The following is a 16,102-nucleotide window of genomic DNA, read 5'->3' as shown; positions in this document are numbered from 1 at the left end:
GTCCCGATGCTGGCGTCCTGCAGCGCGCTCTCGGCGCTCACCGATGCCACCACCCCGCGCAACGTGTTCGAGTTGCAGGCCCCCGCCGATCTGCCCGCCCGGGCGGGGCGGATGCTGGCACGCGACGTCATCATCGAGGAGCCCACCACGAGCGGCGCGCTGCAGACCGACCGGATCATGATCCGCCCCGGCGCGCTGCAGGCCCAGTACCTGCCCGATGTCCGGTGGGCCGATCCGGCCCCCGTGATGGTGCAGACGCTGATGCTGCGCGCCCTCGATTCGACGCAGGCCTTCCAGTATGTCGGCCGAAAGCCCCTGGGCCCGAGCGGCGATTTCGCGATCGTCACCGAGCTGATCGATTTCCACGCAGAGCAGGACCCCGGCGCCGACAGCGCCCGCGTGGTGGTCCGCATGATCACGCGCATCGTCCGCGAACGCGACACGGCGATCGTCGCCACCCGCAGCTTCGCCGCGAGCGCCTCGGCGAGTTCCCTCGACGACGAGGCGCTTCTTGGCGCCTTCGACGCGGCCGCCGGACGCGTGATCTCGGAGTTCGCCGCCTGGGCCACATCCTCCCTCGGCGCGGGCTAGGCGCGGGCCGGCCACCGGCTCACGCGGCTTGATGGTGGACCGTTCGGAGTTACGTAGCGCCACGGCGAAGACACCGGGGGCCGTCGCGTGACAGACGTCGAGACGTTTCGCTGCGTCAGCTGGAACATTCACCGCGGGCGCGGCAACGACGGCGTCGTCGATCCCGACCGGACCGCGCGGGTTTTGCACGAGGAGGTCTGCTCCTCCGACCTCGACGCGCTGATCCTGCAGGAGGCCGACGAGGAGGCGCCGCCGCATCGCGGTTTTCTCGACCTCGCCCGGATCGAGGCCGACACCGCGCTCCGCCACATCCACGGCGATGCGAGCCACCGATGGGGCCCCGAAAGCCACGGGTTTCTGGGCACGGTCGTCTTCCTGCATCCGCGATGCCGCGTCGAGGACATCGCGCTGGTGGACCTGCCCGGTCACTGCCACCGCGGCGCGGTCGTGGTCGATTTCCGGCTCGACGGCCGCCCACTGCGCCTTGCGGGCACCCATCTGTCGCTCTCGCAGGGGCTGCGCGTGGCGCAGATGCGCACCCTGGGTCAGCATCTCTTCCGCCGCGCGGCGCGGCCGACGCTCGTTTGCGGGGATTTCAACGAATGGCGGCCCTGGGGCGGGCTCGCGCTCTCGCACGGGATCATCGGGCTGCGCCTGTCCGGGCCGGCGCCCGCGACCTTCCCCGCGCGCCGCCCGTTTCTTCCGCTCGACCGGGTGCTCGTCACCGCGCCGGCGCGCGTGGCCACCGCCCGGGTTCTCGACGGGCCGGGGCTACGGATGGCCTCCGACCATCGCCCGCTGCGCGCGGAGGTCGCGTTCGACCCCTAGACGCCGCCGTCGCGCGCCCGCGTCCACCGGTGCAGCCAGACGGGGCTCGCCGCCGATCCGTCCGCGCGGCGCAGCACGAGACGCAATTCCGCGGCCGGCGCCTCGCCCGGTGTCAGCAGGAAGGTGACGCGCGTGCCCCGTCCGCCCGGCAGGGCGAAAAGGCTCAGCCCCGACAACTCCGCATCGCCGCTCACCGAGAGGTCCGGTTCGAACCCGGCCGCCGCGCCCGCGAAATCGACGACGAAGCGCCGTGTGCCGGGCCGGTCGTGTTCGCGCCCGCTGCGGCTTTGCCGGATCGGCAGCGGCATTTCGGGCAGCGGCGCCGCCCGCGTCCAGACCAGGCGATAGACGAACCGGTATTCGCCCCCGGCGGACAGCGGCGCCTCGGGGCGCCAGAAGGCCACGACATTGTCCATGAATTCGTCCGCCGTGGGAATCTCGACCAGCACCACGGCCCCGCGGCCCCAGTCGCCCACGGGCCGGACCACCGCCGAGGGCCGGTCGTGATAGCGCGCCTCGCTGTCCTCGAAATCCTCGAAGCCGCGCGGCGTCTGCCAGACGCCGAAGGCGCCGGGGCCATCATCGACAAAGGACGACATCTGGAGCGAGGCGGGATTGGCGATGGGTCGCCAGAGCGCCTCGCCCGCCCCGTTCTCGATCACCAGGGCGTCGCTGTCGTGCACGCGTGGCCGGAAATCGTCCGAGACCGCGGCGCGCATCGGCCCCTTCAGGAACATCGAGGTCAGGGGCGCGATGCCGATATCGTCGATGTCCCGGCGCGGCAGGATCGTCACGGCAAGATCCATGACGGTCTCGGCGCCGGGCCAGAGCGTCATGTCGAGATGCCCCGCCAGCGACGGGCTGTCGATCACCGCCTCGATCCGCGCCGCGCCGCCCTCGGGCGGATGCAGGCGCAGGCGGGTGAAGCGGGGAAACTCCTCCGGCCCGGCACCGCCCGTGCCGAGCGCGACGGCGCGGGCCGACAGGCCGTAGACCATGGCCTGCCCGACGGCGCGGAAATAGCTTGCGCCCTGCACGACCAGAACCTCGTCGGGGCGGCCCGTCGCGTTGAGCGGGTGGCGCAGCCGCAGGCCGGAAAACCCCGCGCCCGGGGCCTTGTCGGGGACGGCGCCGAAATAGCGCGAATCGAAATCGAAAAGGCCGGGCGCGAAGGGGACGCGCGCGAACCCGTCGCCCTCGGGCAGCTCGATCTCCACCGGGTGGGGAAAGTAGAGCCCGGGCGGCAGCAGATCGACGGCGAAGCCCGACCCGAGCGGCAGCATCCCGGCCCGCCCGGGGCCGGGGCGGATGCCCCGGAAGGCATCGTAATCGAGGCCGGCGAAGGGCGGCGGCAGCGCCGCGGGGCTCTCTGTGAAGGGCGCGGCCGCCCGCGCCCGCGCGACGTCGAGCAGCGTCCCGCGCCCCGGCTGTGCGGAGACGCGCGGCGCCGGTCCGGCGATGAGCGCCGCCGCCCCCGCGAGGAACCCACGCCGCCGCATCACGCGCCCGCGTCGAGCCTGCGCTCGATCATCGGCGCGGCGACGAGAGGCAGGGCGACGGGCAGCACCCAGAGCGCCGCGGTGCCGGATCCCGAAAGCGCGGCGAGCGCGACGAGGGCAAGGCCCACGGCCGCCTCGGGCAGGCCACGTGGCACCGGAATGCGCCGCGCCGCGGCACCCGGTGTCCAGCCGCAGTCATGCCCGGTCAGCACCGACACCACCGAGCCCGCCTGCCGGATCATCACCAGCGGCGCGATCAGCGTGGACCGCCACAATTCCCCCGCCGCGGCCCGCAGGATCACCCGACGGCGCAAGGCGGTGCGCGCGCGGGCTAGCCAGCCAGCCATCGCGCAGAGTTTCGGCAGCAGCAGGATGCCCGCGGCAAGCGCGAGAGGCAGAGCGCCCGAGACGGTGACCGCACCCGACGCCACCAGCGCCACGAGCCCGAGCCAGATCGGCGCGGCGAGATAGCTCAGCACGCCCGAGGCGAGGTGTAGCCGGCTGACCGGGTCGAGCCCGGGCGCGGCCAGCAGGCGCAGGTGTTGCAGATTGCCCTGGCACCAGCGCCGGTCGCGGCGATGGAACGCCGCAAGCGTCTGCGGGCCGTCCTCTGCGCTGCCGGACGGATCGGGATCGAGTTCGACCGCCCAGCCCGCGCGCCGGATCCAGGCGGCCTCGACGAAGTCGTGGCTGAGCGGCGGGCCGCCGAAGGGCGGCGGGCCCGACAGGCGCGGCAGCGTCGCCGCGGACCGAAACGCCGCCACCCGCATGATCGCGTTATGCCCCCAGTAGTTGCCGCATTCGCCGGCCCAGGCGGCCATGCCGCGCCCGAAATTCGGTGACAGCAGGCGCGAGGATGTCCGCTGGTGGCGGCCGAACCGGCTGCGGCCCGGCAGAAGCGTCATGCCGGCCTGCAAGAGGCCCGTGCGCGGCCGGGTGTCGATCCGGTGGATCAGGTCACGCAGGCGCCACGCGCTCATGCGGCTGTCGGCATCGAGCACGGCCATGTGCTCGAAGGCCGCGCCGTGGGTTTCCAGCCAGTCGGCGATGTTGCCGGGCTTGCGGCCCGTGTTCTTCGCGCGCCGGCGCAGGGTTATCTCTCCCGCAGCGGCGAGCGGCGCGAGCGCCGCGTCCTCCGCCGCGATCCTCTCGCGGCCCGACGTGTCGGACAGCACGAAGATTGCCGCGTCCGTCCCGAGACCGAGAGTGTCGAGGCCGCGGCGCAGGTCGGACAGATACCGGGCGAGCGCGGCGGGCGGCTCGTTGCACAGAAGCACGAGGATCGCCGTCCGGCCCGCCGGCCGCCACCCATCGGGAACGTTTTCGCGCGCAAGGACCGGCTGGACGAGGCCCACCAGCGCGGTCGCCGCGCCGCCCGAGATCCAGAGCGCACTCAGCCCGGCGAGCGCGAGCGCCAGGGCCGAGAGGACCGTCCACTCCGTGATCGCGAGGGCCATCGCCGCAACGAGCGCACCCGCGAGAAGTGCTGTCAGCGCGAGGAAGGCGCCCAGCCACCGCCCGCCACCGCGAGCTGGACGCGCGGGATGGGCCCGGACCGGGCGAAGGGCGATCTCGGCAAGTGACATGATGCAGGGCGGCCCCTCCTTCGGACCAGCCACGCCATTCTTCGGTCGAGGACGCGCGGCTGCGCTGCCAGCTATCGCAACCTGCGGCGGTTGCAAGCACGCCTCAGCGTGTCCTGCCCCCGATCGGCGGCCACATGCGCGAAAACACGCCGTCGCGCCGCACAATGCCGTGATGAAGAGCGGCGCCGACATGGGTGGCGAGCACCGCGGCAATGGAGATCGCGGCGATGTAGTGAACGCGTTTCGCGACCTCGGCAAGCGCGTCGGAGCGCGGCACCAGCGATGGCGCGCCCAGCGCGTCGAGGCTTTCGATGGGAAAGCCGCCGGCCCTGACCCGCACGTATCCGGCGATGGGCAGAAGCACCAGAAGGGCATAGAGCGCGGCATGGGTGGCCCCGGCGATCCGCGCCTTCCAGCCCGGCATGTGCGACGGCAGGGGCGGCGGCGGGTTGCGCAGCCGCCAGGCCAGGCGCAGGGCGACGAGGACGAAGAGAAGGACGCCCACGTTCTTGTGATAGATGAAAAGGGCGTTCTGAAGCCCCCGGTCGATACCCGGCTGAACCATGACGAACCCCGCCGGGATGGTCAGAAGGATCAGCGCGGCCATGATCCAGTGCAAGAGTCGTGCGGTCGTCGAGTATCGCGTGATCTGCATCGGGCGCCGGTCGCTCCGTCCTGCCTCGCGGGCTGCACTAGTTTGCGTGACGTAAAAGCTTAGAGCAGGTCCGCCATGCATCAAGCGGCCGGTGTCTCATCTTGACAGCAGGCGCGCGGCGCTAATCTTTCGCGGATGAGCGATTTCAATCTCGTACCCGCGCCGCGCCGCACGTGGCCCGCTCTGATGCGCGGGCCGCGCGGCATGCTTGGCGCGGCGGTCCTCGGGGGCGTTCCGATCGTGCTTGCCGTCGCCATGGCGCTGGTCGGGCCGGACGGCGCGGCCATGGCGCTGGCTCTCGCGGGCTATCTCGCGGGTGCAGGTTTCGTCCTGCACCTGATGCGCCGCGGCTACCCGCATGGCGCGCTCGGGCTTTGCAACGTCGTGACGCTGACGCGACTCGCGCTGACCTCTGCGCTTCTGGCGCCGCTGGCCGGCGCCGCCGCTCCCTGGGCCGTGCTTGCGGTCGCCGGGATCGCGCTGTCGCTCGACGGCGTCGACGGGTGGCTCGCCCGGCGCGAGGCGCGCGTGTCGTCCTTCGGGGCGCGCTTCGACATGGAGGTGGACGCGGCCCTCGCACTGATCCTCGCGTTGAACGCCTGGGTCGCCGGCTCCGCGGGACCGGCCGTGGTACTGCTCGGCCTGCCGCGCTACGTCTTCGCGGTGGCCGCGCATGTGCTGCCCTGGCTCGACCGGCCCCTGCCCGAGCGTTTCGGCCGCAAGGCCGTCTGCGTGCTGCAGCTGGGCGCGCTGATCGCCCTGCAGCTCGACCCGGTCGCCCTGCGCATCGCCGAGCCCCTCGTTGCCGGTGTGGCCGCGGCGCTTGCGTGGTCCTTCGCGCGCGACGTGCTCTGGCTTTGGCGGACCCGGCCTTGACACGCGGCACCGTCCGGAACGCTCTGCCGCCGGCCCTCGCCGCGCTGGTTCTCTATCTTCTGCTCGTGCAGCCCAACCATCCCGCGGCCTTCACCTGGGGCGCGCTCGCGGTCTTTCCGCTGGAGTTGCCGGTGATCCTGCTGGGGCTGGTCGCACTGGGGGCCGGAACGTGGGCGACGGCGGCGCGCGCGGCGCTCGTCGCCGCGCTGCTGCTTATCGCGGTTCTGAAAACGGCCGACTTCGCGATGTTCACCTCGCTGTCGCGAGGCTTCAACCCGGTGGCCGACCTTGCGCTGGTCGAGGCGGGCTTTCGGCTTCTGACCGGCGCGATCGGCCCGCTGCCGGCGATCCTTTCCGTCGCGGGCGCCCTCGTCGCGCTTGCGCTCGTGGCGGCGGCGGCGTGGTGGGCGACGGGCGTCTGGGCGCGGCTGCCCGGGCCCGACCGTCATCTGCGCCGGGGCGCGGCCGCGGGCGCGATCCTCGTGGCCGGGCTCGCCACCGCCGAGCTCGGCCATGCGATGGGGCGCTGGAGCCTCCCGCTCGACCCGCCGGGCGCCGCCTTCACCGCCCGCGTGGGCGTGGAGCGCCTGCAATCGGCGCGCGCCACGCTGGCCGACCTGCGCACGTTCCGGCAGGCGGCCGCCGAGGATCCCCTCGCGGACGGCGACGGGCTTCTCGACCTGATCGACCGCGATGTGCTGATCGTCTTCGTCGAGAGCTACGGGCGCACCAGCCTCGACACGCCCTTCTTCGCGCAGCTGCACCGCACCACGCTGGCCCGGGGAGAGGACCGTCTGTCCGGGCTCGGCCTGTCCATGGCGTCGGGGCTTCTCGGCTCGCCCACGCAGGGCGGGCAAAGCTGGCTCGCCCATGCGACCTTTGCCAACGGGCTCTGGATCGACGGCCAGACCCGCTATGGCGCGGCGCTCGCATCCGGCCGGCAGACGCTCTTTCACCTCGCCGGGCGCGCGGGCTTCCACACCGCCGCCGTGATGCCGCAGATCACGCTCGACTGGCCGGAATCCGAGGTCATGGGCTTCGAGACGATCCTCGCCGCGCGCGATCTCGGCTATCGCGGACGCCCGTTCAACTGGGTGACGATGCCGGACCAGTTCACCCTGGCCGCGCTCGACCGCAGGTTGCGCGACGCGCCCGACGACCGGCCGATCTTCGCGCAGGTGGCGACGGGCTCGTCCCACGCGCCCTGGGTGCCGGTGCCGGATCTCGTGGCCTGGGACGAGATCGGCGACGGCCGCGTCTTCGACGCGATGGCCGAAGCGGGCGATCCGCCCGACGTGGTCTGGCGCGACCGCGGACGCGTCAGGGCGCAGTATCGGCTCGCGGTGGATTACGCGCTTCGGACCGTGCTGGACTATGCCGCGCGTCATGCGGACGACCCGCCGCTGATGATCGTGCTGGGCGACCACCAGGCGGCGGGATTCGTGGCCCTCGACGAGCGCCCGCACGTCCCGATCCACGTCATCGGCCCGGCGCACCTGGTGACGCGCGCCGCGACCTGGGGCCTTGCACCGGGGCTGATCCCGGCGCACGACACGAAGGTCGTGCCGATGAACCGCATGCGGGACCTGATCCTGCGAAGCTATTCGTCGGGCCGGGCGCCCGGCGGCGAAAGCTGAGCGGTGCGCGGCCTGTCGACCCCTGCCCTTTCCGGGCTCGTGAAGATCGCGGTGACCGCGGGTCTTCTGGGCCTGCTCTGGCGCGTCGCCGACGGGGCGGAGGCGGCCGGGCGGCTCGCCGGTGCCGATCCCGCCTGGCTGGCGGCGGCGCTCGCGGCGCTGACGGTGCAGACGATCCTGTCCGCGCTGCGCTGGCGGCTCACGGCGTCGCGGCTCGGCATCCGGCTCGACCGTCTGACGGCGCTGCGCGAATACTACCTGTCGCAGCTCGTCAACCAGGCGTTGCCCGGCGGCATGCTGGGCGACGCCGGGCGCGCGGTGCGCGCGCGCTCGCAGGCCGGGCTTCTGGCCTCCGGGCAGGCGGTCTTCTTCGAGCGGCTCGCGGGGCAGATCGCGCTCTTTATCGTGCTGGCCATGGCCTTTCTGGTCACCGCCGCCCGGCCGGGCGGCCTCGACTGGCCGGGCGCCCTGCAAGGCCCGCTCGCGGCGTTCGTGCTTGCCGGGCTCGCGCTGCCGGGGGCGCTGTGGGCGGCCGGGACGCTCCTGCCCGGACCCGCCGGGCGCGTCCTCGAGGCCTTCGCGCGGGCCTTCGGGCAGGCGGTCGCGGCGCCCGCCGTGCGCTGGCGGCAGCTTTGGCTGAGCCTCGGTACCGCGCTTTGCAACATCGCCGCCTTCGCCTTCTGCGCGCGGGCCATCGGCGCGGAGCTGTCGGGCGCCGCGGTGCTGACGCTGGTCCCGCTCATCCTCTTCACGATGGTGATCCCCCTCACGATCAGCGGCTGGGGCCTGCGCGAGGGTGCCGCCGCCGCGCTCTTCCCCCTCGCCGGGGCGAGCGCGGCCGAGGGGCTTGCCGCGAGCGTCGCCTTCGGTCTCGTCTTTCTTGCCTCGATGGGCCCGGGCCTCGTGCTCTTCGGACTGGCGCCGCGCCGTGACGCGGGCGATGCGCCGCGCGGGATGCCGCCCCGGAAACCCGGACAGGAAAACGCGACCCCTTGCCAATCGGGCCCAGCAACTTAGCCTATCGGGCGCGACAGGAGGATGTGGTGACGAAACGATCGAACATGACACGGCGCGGCCTGCTCGGCGCCGGAGCGGCAGGCATCGCGGCCTCGGCGCTGGGGCTTTCGACGCGCCGGGCGATGGCGCAGGACCGGGTGGCGCTGCAATTGTCGTGGCTGCATTCCGCGCAGTTCGCGGGCAGCTATATTGCGCAGGACCGCGGATGGTGGGCCGAGGAAGGGCTGGAGGTCGCACTTCTGCCCGGCGGACCGAACGCCCCGGTCGAACCGCCCGTGATCTCGGGCGCGGCGCTCGTCGGCATTTCCGCCGCAGATTACACCGCCGCGGCGGTCGAACAGGGCGCGCCCTTCCGCATTCTCGGCGTCGCGATGCAGAAGAACCCCTTCGTCGTCGCCTCGCTGCCCGGCAACCCGGTGAACACGCCGGCGGATCTCATCGGCAAGCGAATCGGCATGGCGCTGGCGAACACGCCCGTCCTGCGCGCGCTCTGCGCGCTGAACGACGTGGACATCGACGCGATCGAGATCGTGCCCACGCAGTATTCCGCCCAGCCCCTGCTGGCCGGGGAGGTCGACTGCCTGCTCTGCTGGGAGACCGACCTGCCGGTTGCCATGGCCGTGCGCGGGATCGAGTCGGTCACCATGCTGATGGCCGATCACGGCTACGCCCTGCATTCGCAGACCTACATCGCCACAGAGGACAGCATCGCCAACCGCCGGGACGAGCTCGTGGCGCTGATGCGCGGAGAGGTCCGGGGCTGGGAGGCCTACCGCGAGGACACCGACGCCGCCGCCGAGCTGACCTTGCGGATGCACCCCGACGCGGGGCTCGACCCCGAGACGCAAAAGCTTCAGGCGGCGCGTCAGGTGCCGCTGATGTTCTCGGATCTGACCGACGAGAACGGCTTCGGGTGGTGGACCGACGAGACGGTCGCCGCGAACATCGAAACCCTCGCGCTTCTCGGCCGGACGGTCACACCCGAGCTGTGGGACCGCTCGATCCTAGAAGAGGTCCATGGCGGCTGACACCAACCAACCACCCGGCGTGACCTGCACCGGGCTGGCGAAGTCGTGGCCCGGCGGCGTCGAGGCCGTGCGACCCGTCGACATCCGCTTCGCGCCCGGACAGACGACGGCGATGGTCGGCGCCTCGGGCTGCGGCAAGTCCACGCTTCTGCGGATGATCGCCGGGCTGGAGGCGCCGAGCGCGGGCCGCGTCGAGATCGGCGGTCGCCCGCCAGCGGAGACCCTGCGCCACGCCGGGCTGTCGGTGGCCTTCCAGGATCCGTCGCTCCTGCCCTGGCGCAGCGTGCGCGGGAACATCGAGTTGGCGCTGTCGCTGGCGCGCCGCCCCGTGGACCAGGCCGCCATCGACCAGCTGATCGCACTGGTGGGCCTTGACGGTTTCGCCGACACGCGCCCCGCCGAACTCTCGGGCGGCATGCGCCAGCGCGCGGCCATTGCACGCGCGCTGGCCACCGAGCCGCGGCTTCTGCTGCTGGACGAGCCCTTCGGCGCGGTGGACGAGCTGACGCGCAAGCAACTCGCCCAGGACCTGCCGCGCCTGTGGGAGGCGCGCGGCACCACCACCATCCTCGTGACCCATTCGGTGACCGAGGCGGTGATGCTGTCGGACCGGGTGGTCGTGCTGTCCCCGCGCCCGGCGGAGATCGTGGCCGACATCGCGGTCGACCTCGCCCGGCCCCGCGCCCCCGAAGACGCCCGCCATCCCGATTTCGTCGCGCTGGTCGACGAGGTCTTCGCCGCGCTTTCGAAGGGCGCGGCGCTGCGCGACCGGCCGCTCGCGGCGCAATGAGCGGGCTGGCGCAGCCGGCCGCCGCGACGGGCGCGGGGAGCGTGCGCCTGACCGGCCTCGGTCTCGCCCTTGTCCTCGCGGGGTGGGAGCTGTCGGCCCGCGCCCTGTCGGGCGCCTTTGTCCTCGCCGCGCCCTCGGAGGTCATCGCCTATCTGATCGCCAATCGCGGGCTGATGTTCCGCGCGCTCGGCGAGACGCTCGGCAACGCGGCCGCGGGCTTCGTGCTCGGCAATCTCGCCGCGCTGCTGCTCGCCGGCATCGCGCTGGCCTGGCCGCGCAGCCAGCGCCTGGTGACCGGGGTCGCGCTCGTGGTGTTCTGCCTGCCCCTGGTGGCCACGGGACCGATCCTGCGCGTGATCTTCGGGCCCGGGAACGGGCCGCAGATCGTGCTGGCCGCGCTCGCCGTCTACTACACCACGCTGGTCCCGCTGCTGGTGGGGCTGCGCGCTGCGCCGGCGAGCTGGTTCGACCTCGTGGCGAGCTACGGGCGGGGACGGATCGCGACCCTTGTCCACATCCGGCTGATGGCGTCGCTGCCCTATCTCTTCGCCGGTCTGCAGATCGCCGCGCCCGCCGCCTTCCTCGGCGCGATGGTGGGCGAATTCACCGGCGCCGAGCGCGGCCTCGGGGTCCTGACGACCCGCGCGATGCGCGCGCTCGACGTGGAGATGACCTGGGCGATCGCCACGCTTGCGACGGCCGTCTCGGTGCTGGCCTACCTCGCCATCGGGGCGCTCGCCCGACATGCGCTGAAGGACGCGCCGCCGATCATCCTGGCCCCGCCGCGGGCCGAGACGGCGGCCGATGCGGGCCCCGTCCGCCTGCTCGCGCGGGTGGCTGGCGTGTCGCTCGCGATCCTGGGCCTCTGGTGGGGCGCCATCGCGCTCTTCGGGCCGAACCCGTTCTTCGCGAAAGACCCCGGCGACGTGCTTGCGGCGCTGATCACCGCGCCCGACGCCGCGGCCACCCGCGCGACGCTCGGCGCGGCGATGGCGGAAACGGCGGTGTTCCTGCTGCCCGGATACGCCGCCGGGCTCGCCGCGGGCGCGGGGCTGGCGATTCTCTTCGTGCTGGTGCCGGCCGTCGCAGGCACCGTCATGCCGCTTGCCATCGCGCTGCGATCCGTGCCGATCGTCACCACCGCGCCGCTCATCGTCCTGTTCCTCGGGCGCGGCGCGCTGGGCACCATCGTGCTGGTCGCGGTGATGGTGTTCTTTCCCACCCTCGTGGCGTGCCTGCACGGGCTGCGGCAGGCGCCCGGGCAGGTGATCGACGTGCTCGACAGCTACGGCGCCGGGCAATGGCAGCGCCTGCTGCGGGTCCGGCTGCCCGCGATGCTGCCCGCCTTCTTCGCTGCCGCGCGGATGGGCGTGCCGGCCTCGGTCCTCGCGGTGACGGTGGTGGAATGGCTCGCCACCGGCAAGGGCGTGGGCAGCCTCATGGCGCTGTCGGCCTCGCTGTCGGACTACACCATGCTCTGGATCACGGTGCTGGTCGTCACCGGGTTCTCGGCGCTCGGCTATGCCGGGGTCGGCCGGCTGGAGACGCGCGTGCTGCGTGTCTACGCCCCCGAGCAGCTGGCATGAGCCCGCGCGCCGCCGCCTTCGCCATTCCCGGCGACATCACGACGCTGACGGGTGGCTACATCTACGAGCGCCGGCTTCTCGAAGGGCTGCGCGCCCAGGGCCGCGACGTGGCCCATCTGGCCCTCGGGCCCTCGTTTCCCGATCCGACGCCCGGGGACATGACCGACGCCGCCGCGCGCCTCGCCGCCATCGCGCCGGACCGCCCGCTGATCCTCGACGGGCTGGTCTTCGGCGCGATCGACACCGGGGCGCTTGGCGAGGTGCGCGCGCCCGTGGTCGCGATGATCCATCATCCGCTCGCCCTGGAAAGCGGGCTGGAGCCGCGCCGGCGCGCGCATCTTTACCGGACGGAGCGCGACAACCTCGCGCTTGCCGCCCATGTCCTGGTGCCGAGCCCCCACACCGCCGCGACGCTGCAGGGGGATTACGGCGTCGCCCCCGACCGCATCACCATCGCCCGCCCGGGCACCGACCGCCCGGCCGGGCGGCGGGCGCCGACCGATCCCCCGCTCATTCTTTCGGTGGGCATCCAGCATCCGCGCAAGGGGCACGACATCCTCCTCGGGGCGCTGGCCGGGCTGACCGCGCGCGACTGGCACTGCGTGATCGTCGGCGCGCCGCACGACGCGGCCCACGCGGAAGAGCTTGCCCGGCTGCGCGAGACCCTCGGTCTCGCCGGGCGGGTGCGGATCGCCGGGCGGGTCTCGGCAGAGGCGCTGTCGCGGCTTTACGGGGAAGCGTCGATCTTCGCGCTCGCCACCCGGTACGAGGGGCACGGGATCGTCTTCGACGAGGCGATGGCGCACGGGCTGCCCATCGTCTCCTGCCGCACCGGCGCGGTGCCGGACACGGTGGCCAAGAACGCGGGGCTTCTGGTGCCGCCGGACGATGCCGCAGCGTTCGCGGCGGCCCTCGACCGGCTTCTGGGCGACCCGAAGCTGCGCGCGGACATCGCGCGCGCCGCGCAGGCCGCCGGAGCGGCGCTGCCCGGCTGGGACGATACCGCGCGGGTGGCGGGCCTGGTCCTCGACGGTCTTGCCCCGGGGCGCGACCACCCCTAGGCGCGGCCGCCGCTTTTCGCTCACGCCACGGCGCCGACCGGGGCGCATCACGGGCGGCGCTCGCACCTTGCGCCGAAACCGGCTTAAATGGCCCGCGAATCCTGCCTGCCGCGCCGGGCCAGGCCGACGGGGGAGACGATGACGCCCGAGATCGCGATTGTCCTCCTGCTTCTGGTGGCGGCGATGGTCCTTTTCGCGACGGAGTTGGTCTCGCCCGACGTCACGGCGCTGGGATTGCTCGCGGCCCTCGTCGCAAGCGGGATCCTCGCGCCGGCGGACGCCTATACGGGGTTCGGCAGCGAAATCATCATCGTGCTGGCGTCGGTCATGGTACTGGCGGGATCGGTCGCGAAATCGGGGGTGATGGAATGGCTGGGAAAATTCGCGCATGACCTTGGAAAGGGCAACGAGCGGCTATCGATACTCACGCTGCTGTCCATGTCCGCGGGCAGTTCCGCCCTTCTGAGCAACACCAACACGACCGCGATCCTGATGCCCGCGGCGATCGAGACGGCCCGGCGCACCGGGATCAGCGCGAGCCGGGTCCTGATGCCGCTGGCCTTCGCCTCGATGCTCGGCGGATCGGCGACGCTGATCGGCACCTCGGCCAACCTCGCGGGCAGCGGCATGGCATCAAGGCTCGGGCTGGAGCCCTTCTCGCTTTTCGAGTTCGCCGCGGTGGGCGCCGTTCTGTCGGTGACCGGGCTGCTGTGGCTGGCGATGACGGGGCATTGGCTTCTGCCTGCGCGGAGGTCCGTCGAGACCGCGCGAAACGCCGAACCGCGACGGTTCTTCACCACGCTCGGCCTTCCCGAAGGCTCCTCGGCCATCGACGAGGCCATCGGAAACCTCGATTTCGACGGGCTCGACACGGACCTGCTGTCCGTCGTTCGCGATCGCGAAAGGCGCGATCCGCACCATTCCCGCAAGCTGCGCGCGGGCGACGAGCTGATCATCCGGACCACGCGGGACGGTCTGATGAAGCTTAGGAAATCCTCCGATTTCACGCTGGAGCCCGACAGCCACTTCTCCGAACGATACGGCGGCGACGTGACCCCGGTGCTGGTGGAGGCGGTGGTGACGCCGCAGTCCCGGCTGGTCGGGCAGTCGCTCAAGCAGATCGGCTTTTTCGACCGCTACCGCGGCATCGTGCTGGCCGTCTACCGGCGCGAGCGGAGCCGCCCGGCCCGGATCGAGAACCTGCGGCTGCGCTCGGGCGACGTGCTTCTGCTTCAGGGCCCGGAACGGCACATGGCGTCGCTGCGGGGCGATCCGGATCTTAAGGTCCTCACCCGTGTCGAGACGCCGGTCGTCACGCCGCGCGAAGGCACCAGGGCGCTCGCGGCCATGGCGGTGGCGATCCTCGTCAGCGCCCTGGGCCTTGCGCCCCTGTCGCTCGCGTTCCTCGTGGCGGTGCTCTTCGTGATCCTGGCCGGCAACATCGCCATGTCGGAAGCCTACAGGTTCATCGAATGGCGGCTCATCGTGCTCATCGCGGCAATGTCGGGCTTCGGGCTCGCGATGGAGGAAAGCGGCGCGGCGGCCTACCTCGCCGATATCGTCGTGCGGTGGAGCGCGCCCGTCGGCCCGTTCGCGGCGATGGCCGGCTTCAGCCTGCTGACCGTCTTGCTGACCCAGCCGATGTCCAACGCGGCCGCCGCGCTGACGGTGATCCCGGTCGCGGTGGCGGCCGCCGACGGGCTGGGGCTCGACCCGCGGATGCTGGCGATTCTCGTGACGCTGTCCGCCTCGGTGTCGTTCATCTCGCCGCTGGAGCCGGCCTGCCTGCTGGTCTACGACGCCGGACGCTACAGGTTCTTCGATTACGCCCGTGCCGGCGCGCCGCTGACGCTGATCTGCGTGACGGTGCTGCTCGTCCTCGTGCCGATGATCTGGTGAGGACCGGGATCCGTCGCACTGCGCGGGCGGGAACGCGCGGTGGCACAAGAAAAGGCCCGACCTGTCCTGCCGCACTCCTTGCGAAAGGACCGCCACTCCCGGTGGGCGTTTTCCCCGCTTTTTCCGGCCGGTGCGCCAAATCGGGCGATTTCATGGCCATTCGCCACCGAATGTGATATCGAATGCACTGAATGTCGGGAACCGTGCGACGTGCTCACCGAACGGAGCGTGCGGCCACATGCGCCCCGACCGTGACCCGCCGATGCCATCTGGACCTTCCGGAGAGATGCGAGTGACCAGGAAGACCCCGGCCGGAAAGAGCCCGCTTGCGATGCCGCGCTGGGACATTGCGGATCCGCAGGCGGCGCAGGCGCTGCGCGCCCTGATCGAGGCGACCCGGCGCAACATCCCCGCGGACCGGACGCTGTCGGTCTCCTGCAAGCAGGGCACGGCGATCTGTTTCGTGGTCTCGGGATGGCTGGTCCTGTCGAAGTCCACGATGGAAGGGCATCGCCAGATCATCGACATCCTGCTTCCCGGCGACGTCTTCGACCCGCGATCCGCGGGCGGGGAGCACGCCACGGCGGATCTCTGGGCGCTGACGGATGTCACCCTTTCCTCCATCCCGCGCGGGGATTGGCAGCGGCTTCTCGGCGCGCATGCGGACGCGCACTGGCTCGTGGACGATCTCTTCGCGTTGCGCGATGCGCGCATGGCAGAGCGCATGCTGCGCCTTGGACGGAGCAACGCCGACTGCCGGATCGCCTACGCGCTTCTGGAACTCGGGCTGCGCACGTCCACATCGGGCCTCGTCGGGGAAAAGCAGTTCCACATCCCCATGACGCAGCAGGTGCTGGGCGATTTCGTCGGGCTGTCCTCGGTCCATGTCTGCCGGACCTTCCGCCGCTTCGAACGGCAGGACATCCTGTCGGTCAGCGACCACATGGACATCGTCGTTCACGATCTCGACGCGCTGGCCGTGATCGCGGAGATCGACCTCGAAGAGCTGCGCAGGGAAGTCACGCACGCGGCCTGATCCGGGCCGGCGC

Annotated in this window: 14 protein-coding genes; 11 read left to right on the top strand and 3 right to left on the bottom strand. The window is 72.1% G+C overall.

Annotated features, from left to right (window positions below):
- Positions 1-6: 6 nt before the first annotated feature.
- Together AB6A69_RS02665 and AB6A69_RS02660 are read left to right on the top strand one after the other, a co-directional pair.
- Positions 7-591, top strand: coding sequence for an ABC-type transport auxiliary lipoprotein family protein (locus tag AB6A69_RS02665; RefSeq protein WP_371059561.1), 585 nt, complete (start codon positions 7-9; stop codon positions 589-591).
- 87 nt (positions 592-678) lie between these two features.
- Complete coding sequence (locus AB6A69_RS02660) at positions 679-1,419, top strand: endonuclease/exonuclease/phosphatase family protein (RefSeq protein ID WP_371059560.1); 741 nt, start codon at positions 679-681, stop codon at positions 1,417-1,419.
- Here the strand turns inward: AB6A69_RS02660 and AB6A69_RS02655 are convergent.
- The 3 genes from AB6A69_RS02655 to AB6A69_RS02645 all read right to left on the bottom strand — a co-directional run bounded on the left by AB6A69_RS02655 (position 1,416) and on the right by AB6A69_RS02645 (position 5,159).
- Positions 1,416-2,918 (bottom strand): glucan biosynthesis protein, encoded by a 1,503-nt coding sequence (locus AB6A69_RS02655; RefSeq protein WP_371059559.1) that lies wholly within the window; start codon positions 2,916-2,918, stop codon positions 1,416-1,418. The genes AB6A69_RS02660 and AB6A69_RS02655 overlap by 4 nt on opposite strands.
- Positions 2,918-4,537 (bottom strand): glucans biosynthesis glucosyltransferase MdoH, encoded by a 1,620-nt coding sequence (gene mdoH / locus AB6A69_RS02650; RefSeq protein WP_371059558.1) that lies wholly within the window; start codon positions 4,535-4,537, stop codon positions 2,918-2,920. The genes AB6A69_RS02655 and mdoH overlap by 1 nt, the downstream gene beginning before the upstream one ends.
- Positions 4,538-4,607: 70 nt before the next feature.
- Complete coding sequence (locus tag AB6A69_RS02645; RefSeq protein ID WP_371059557.1) at positions 4,608-5,159, bottom strand: cytochrome b; 552 nt, start codon at positions 5,157-5,159, stop codon at positions 4,608-4,610.
- Between the two features lie 135 nt (positions 5,160-5,294).
- Between AB6A69_RS02645 and AB6A69_RS02640 the strand changes: the two genes are divergently transcribed.
- From AB6A69_RS02640 to AB6A69_RS02600, 9 genes are all read left to right on the top strand, one after another.
- Positions 5,295-6,035 (top strand): CDP-alcohol phosphatidyltransferase family protein, encoded by a 741-nt coding sequence (locus tag AB6A69_RS02640; RefSeq protein WP_371059556.1) that lies wholly within the window; start codon positions 5,295-5,297, stop codon positions 6,033-6,035.
- Positions 6,032-7,672 carry a sulfatase-like hydrolase/transferase gene (locus AB6A69_RS02635; RefSeq protein WP_371059555.1) on the top strand — a complete coding sequence of 547 codons (1,641 nt, stop codon included), beginning with the start codon at positions 6,032-6,034 and terminating at the stop codon, positions 7,670-7,672. Before AB6A69_RS02640 ends, AB6A69_RS02635 begins: the two co-directional genes overlap by 4 nt.
- A gap of 39 nt (positions 7,673-7,711) precedes the next feature.
- Entirely contained in the window at positions 7,712-8,689 is a 978-nt protein-coding gene (locus AB6A69_RS02630) for a YbhN family protein (RefSeq protein WP_371059553.1), read from the top strand.
- A 44-nt stretch (positions 8,690-8,733) separates the two neighbouring features.
- Entirely contained in the window at positions 8,734-9,717 is a 984-nt protein-coding gene (locus AB6A69_RS02625; protein ID WP_371054653.1) for an ABC transporter substrate-binding protein, read from the top strand.
- Positions 9,707-10,507 (top strand): ABC transporter ATP-binding protein, encoded by an 801-nt coding sequence (locus AB6A69_RS02620; protein ID WP_371059552.1) that lies wholly within the window; start codon positions 9,707-9,709, stop codon positions 10,505-10,507. Before AB6A69_RS02625 ends, AB6A69_RS02620 begins: the two co-directional genes overlap by 11 nt.
- On the top strand, positions 10,504-12,093 hold the full coding sequence (locus AB6A69_RS02615) for an ABC transporter permease (RefSeq protein ID WP_371059551.1): 1,590 nt from the start codon (positions 10,504-10,506) through the stop codon (positions 12,091-12,093). Before AB6A69_RS02620 ends, AB6A69_RS02615 begins: the two co-directional genes overlap by 4 nt.
- Positions 12,090-13,154 carry a glycosyltransferase family 4 protein gene (locus AB6A69_RS02610; protein ID WP_371059550.1) on the top strand — a complete coding sequence of 355 codons (1,065 nt, stop codon included), beginning with the start codon at positions 12,090-12,092 and terminating at the stop codon, positions 13,152-13,154. The genes AB6A69_RS02615 and AB6A69_RS02610 overlap by 4 nt, the downstream gene beginning before the upstream one ends.
- Before the next feature lie 138 nt (positions 13,155-13,292).
- On the top strand, positions 13,293-15,053 hold the full coding sequence (locus AB6A69_RS02605; RefSeq protein WP_371059549.1) for an SLC13 family permease: 1,761 nt from the start codon (positions 13,293-13,295) through the stop codon (positions 15,051-15,053).
- 292 nt (positions 15,054-15,345) lie between these two features.
- Positions 15,346-16,089, top strand: a complete 744-nt coding sequence (locus AB6A69_RS02600) for a Crp/Fnr family transcriptional regulator (RefSeq protein WP_371059547.1) — start codon at positions 15,346-15,348, stop codon at positions 16,087-16,089.
- Positions 16,090-16,102: the final 13 nt, after the last annotated feature.

The sequence above is a fragment of the Rhodosalinus sp. 5P4 genome, assembly GCF_041365695.1.
Classification (GTDB): Bacteria; Pseudomonadota; Alphaproteobacteria; order Rhodobacterales; family Rhodobacteraceae; genus Rhodosalinus.
The sequence above is the reverse complement of the archived record's forward strand: the minus strand, read 5'-3'. Positions and strand labels throughout refer to the sequence as shown.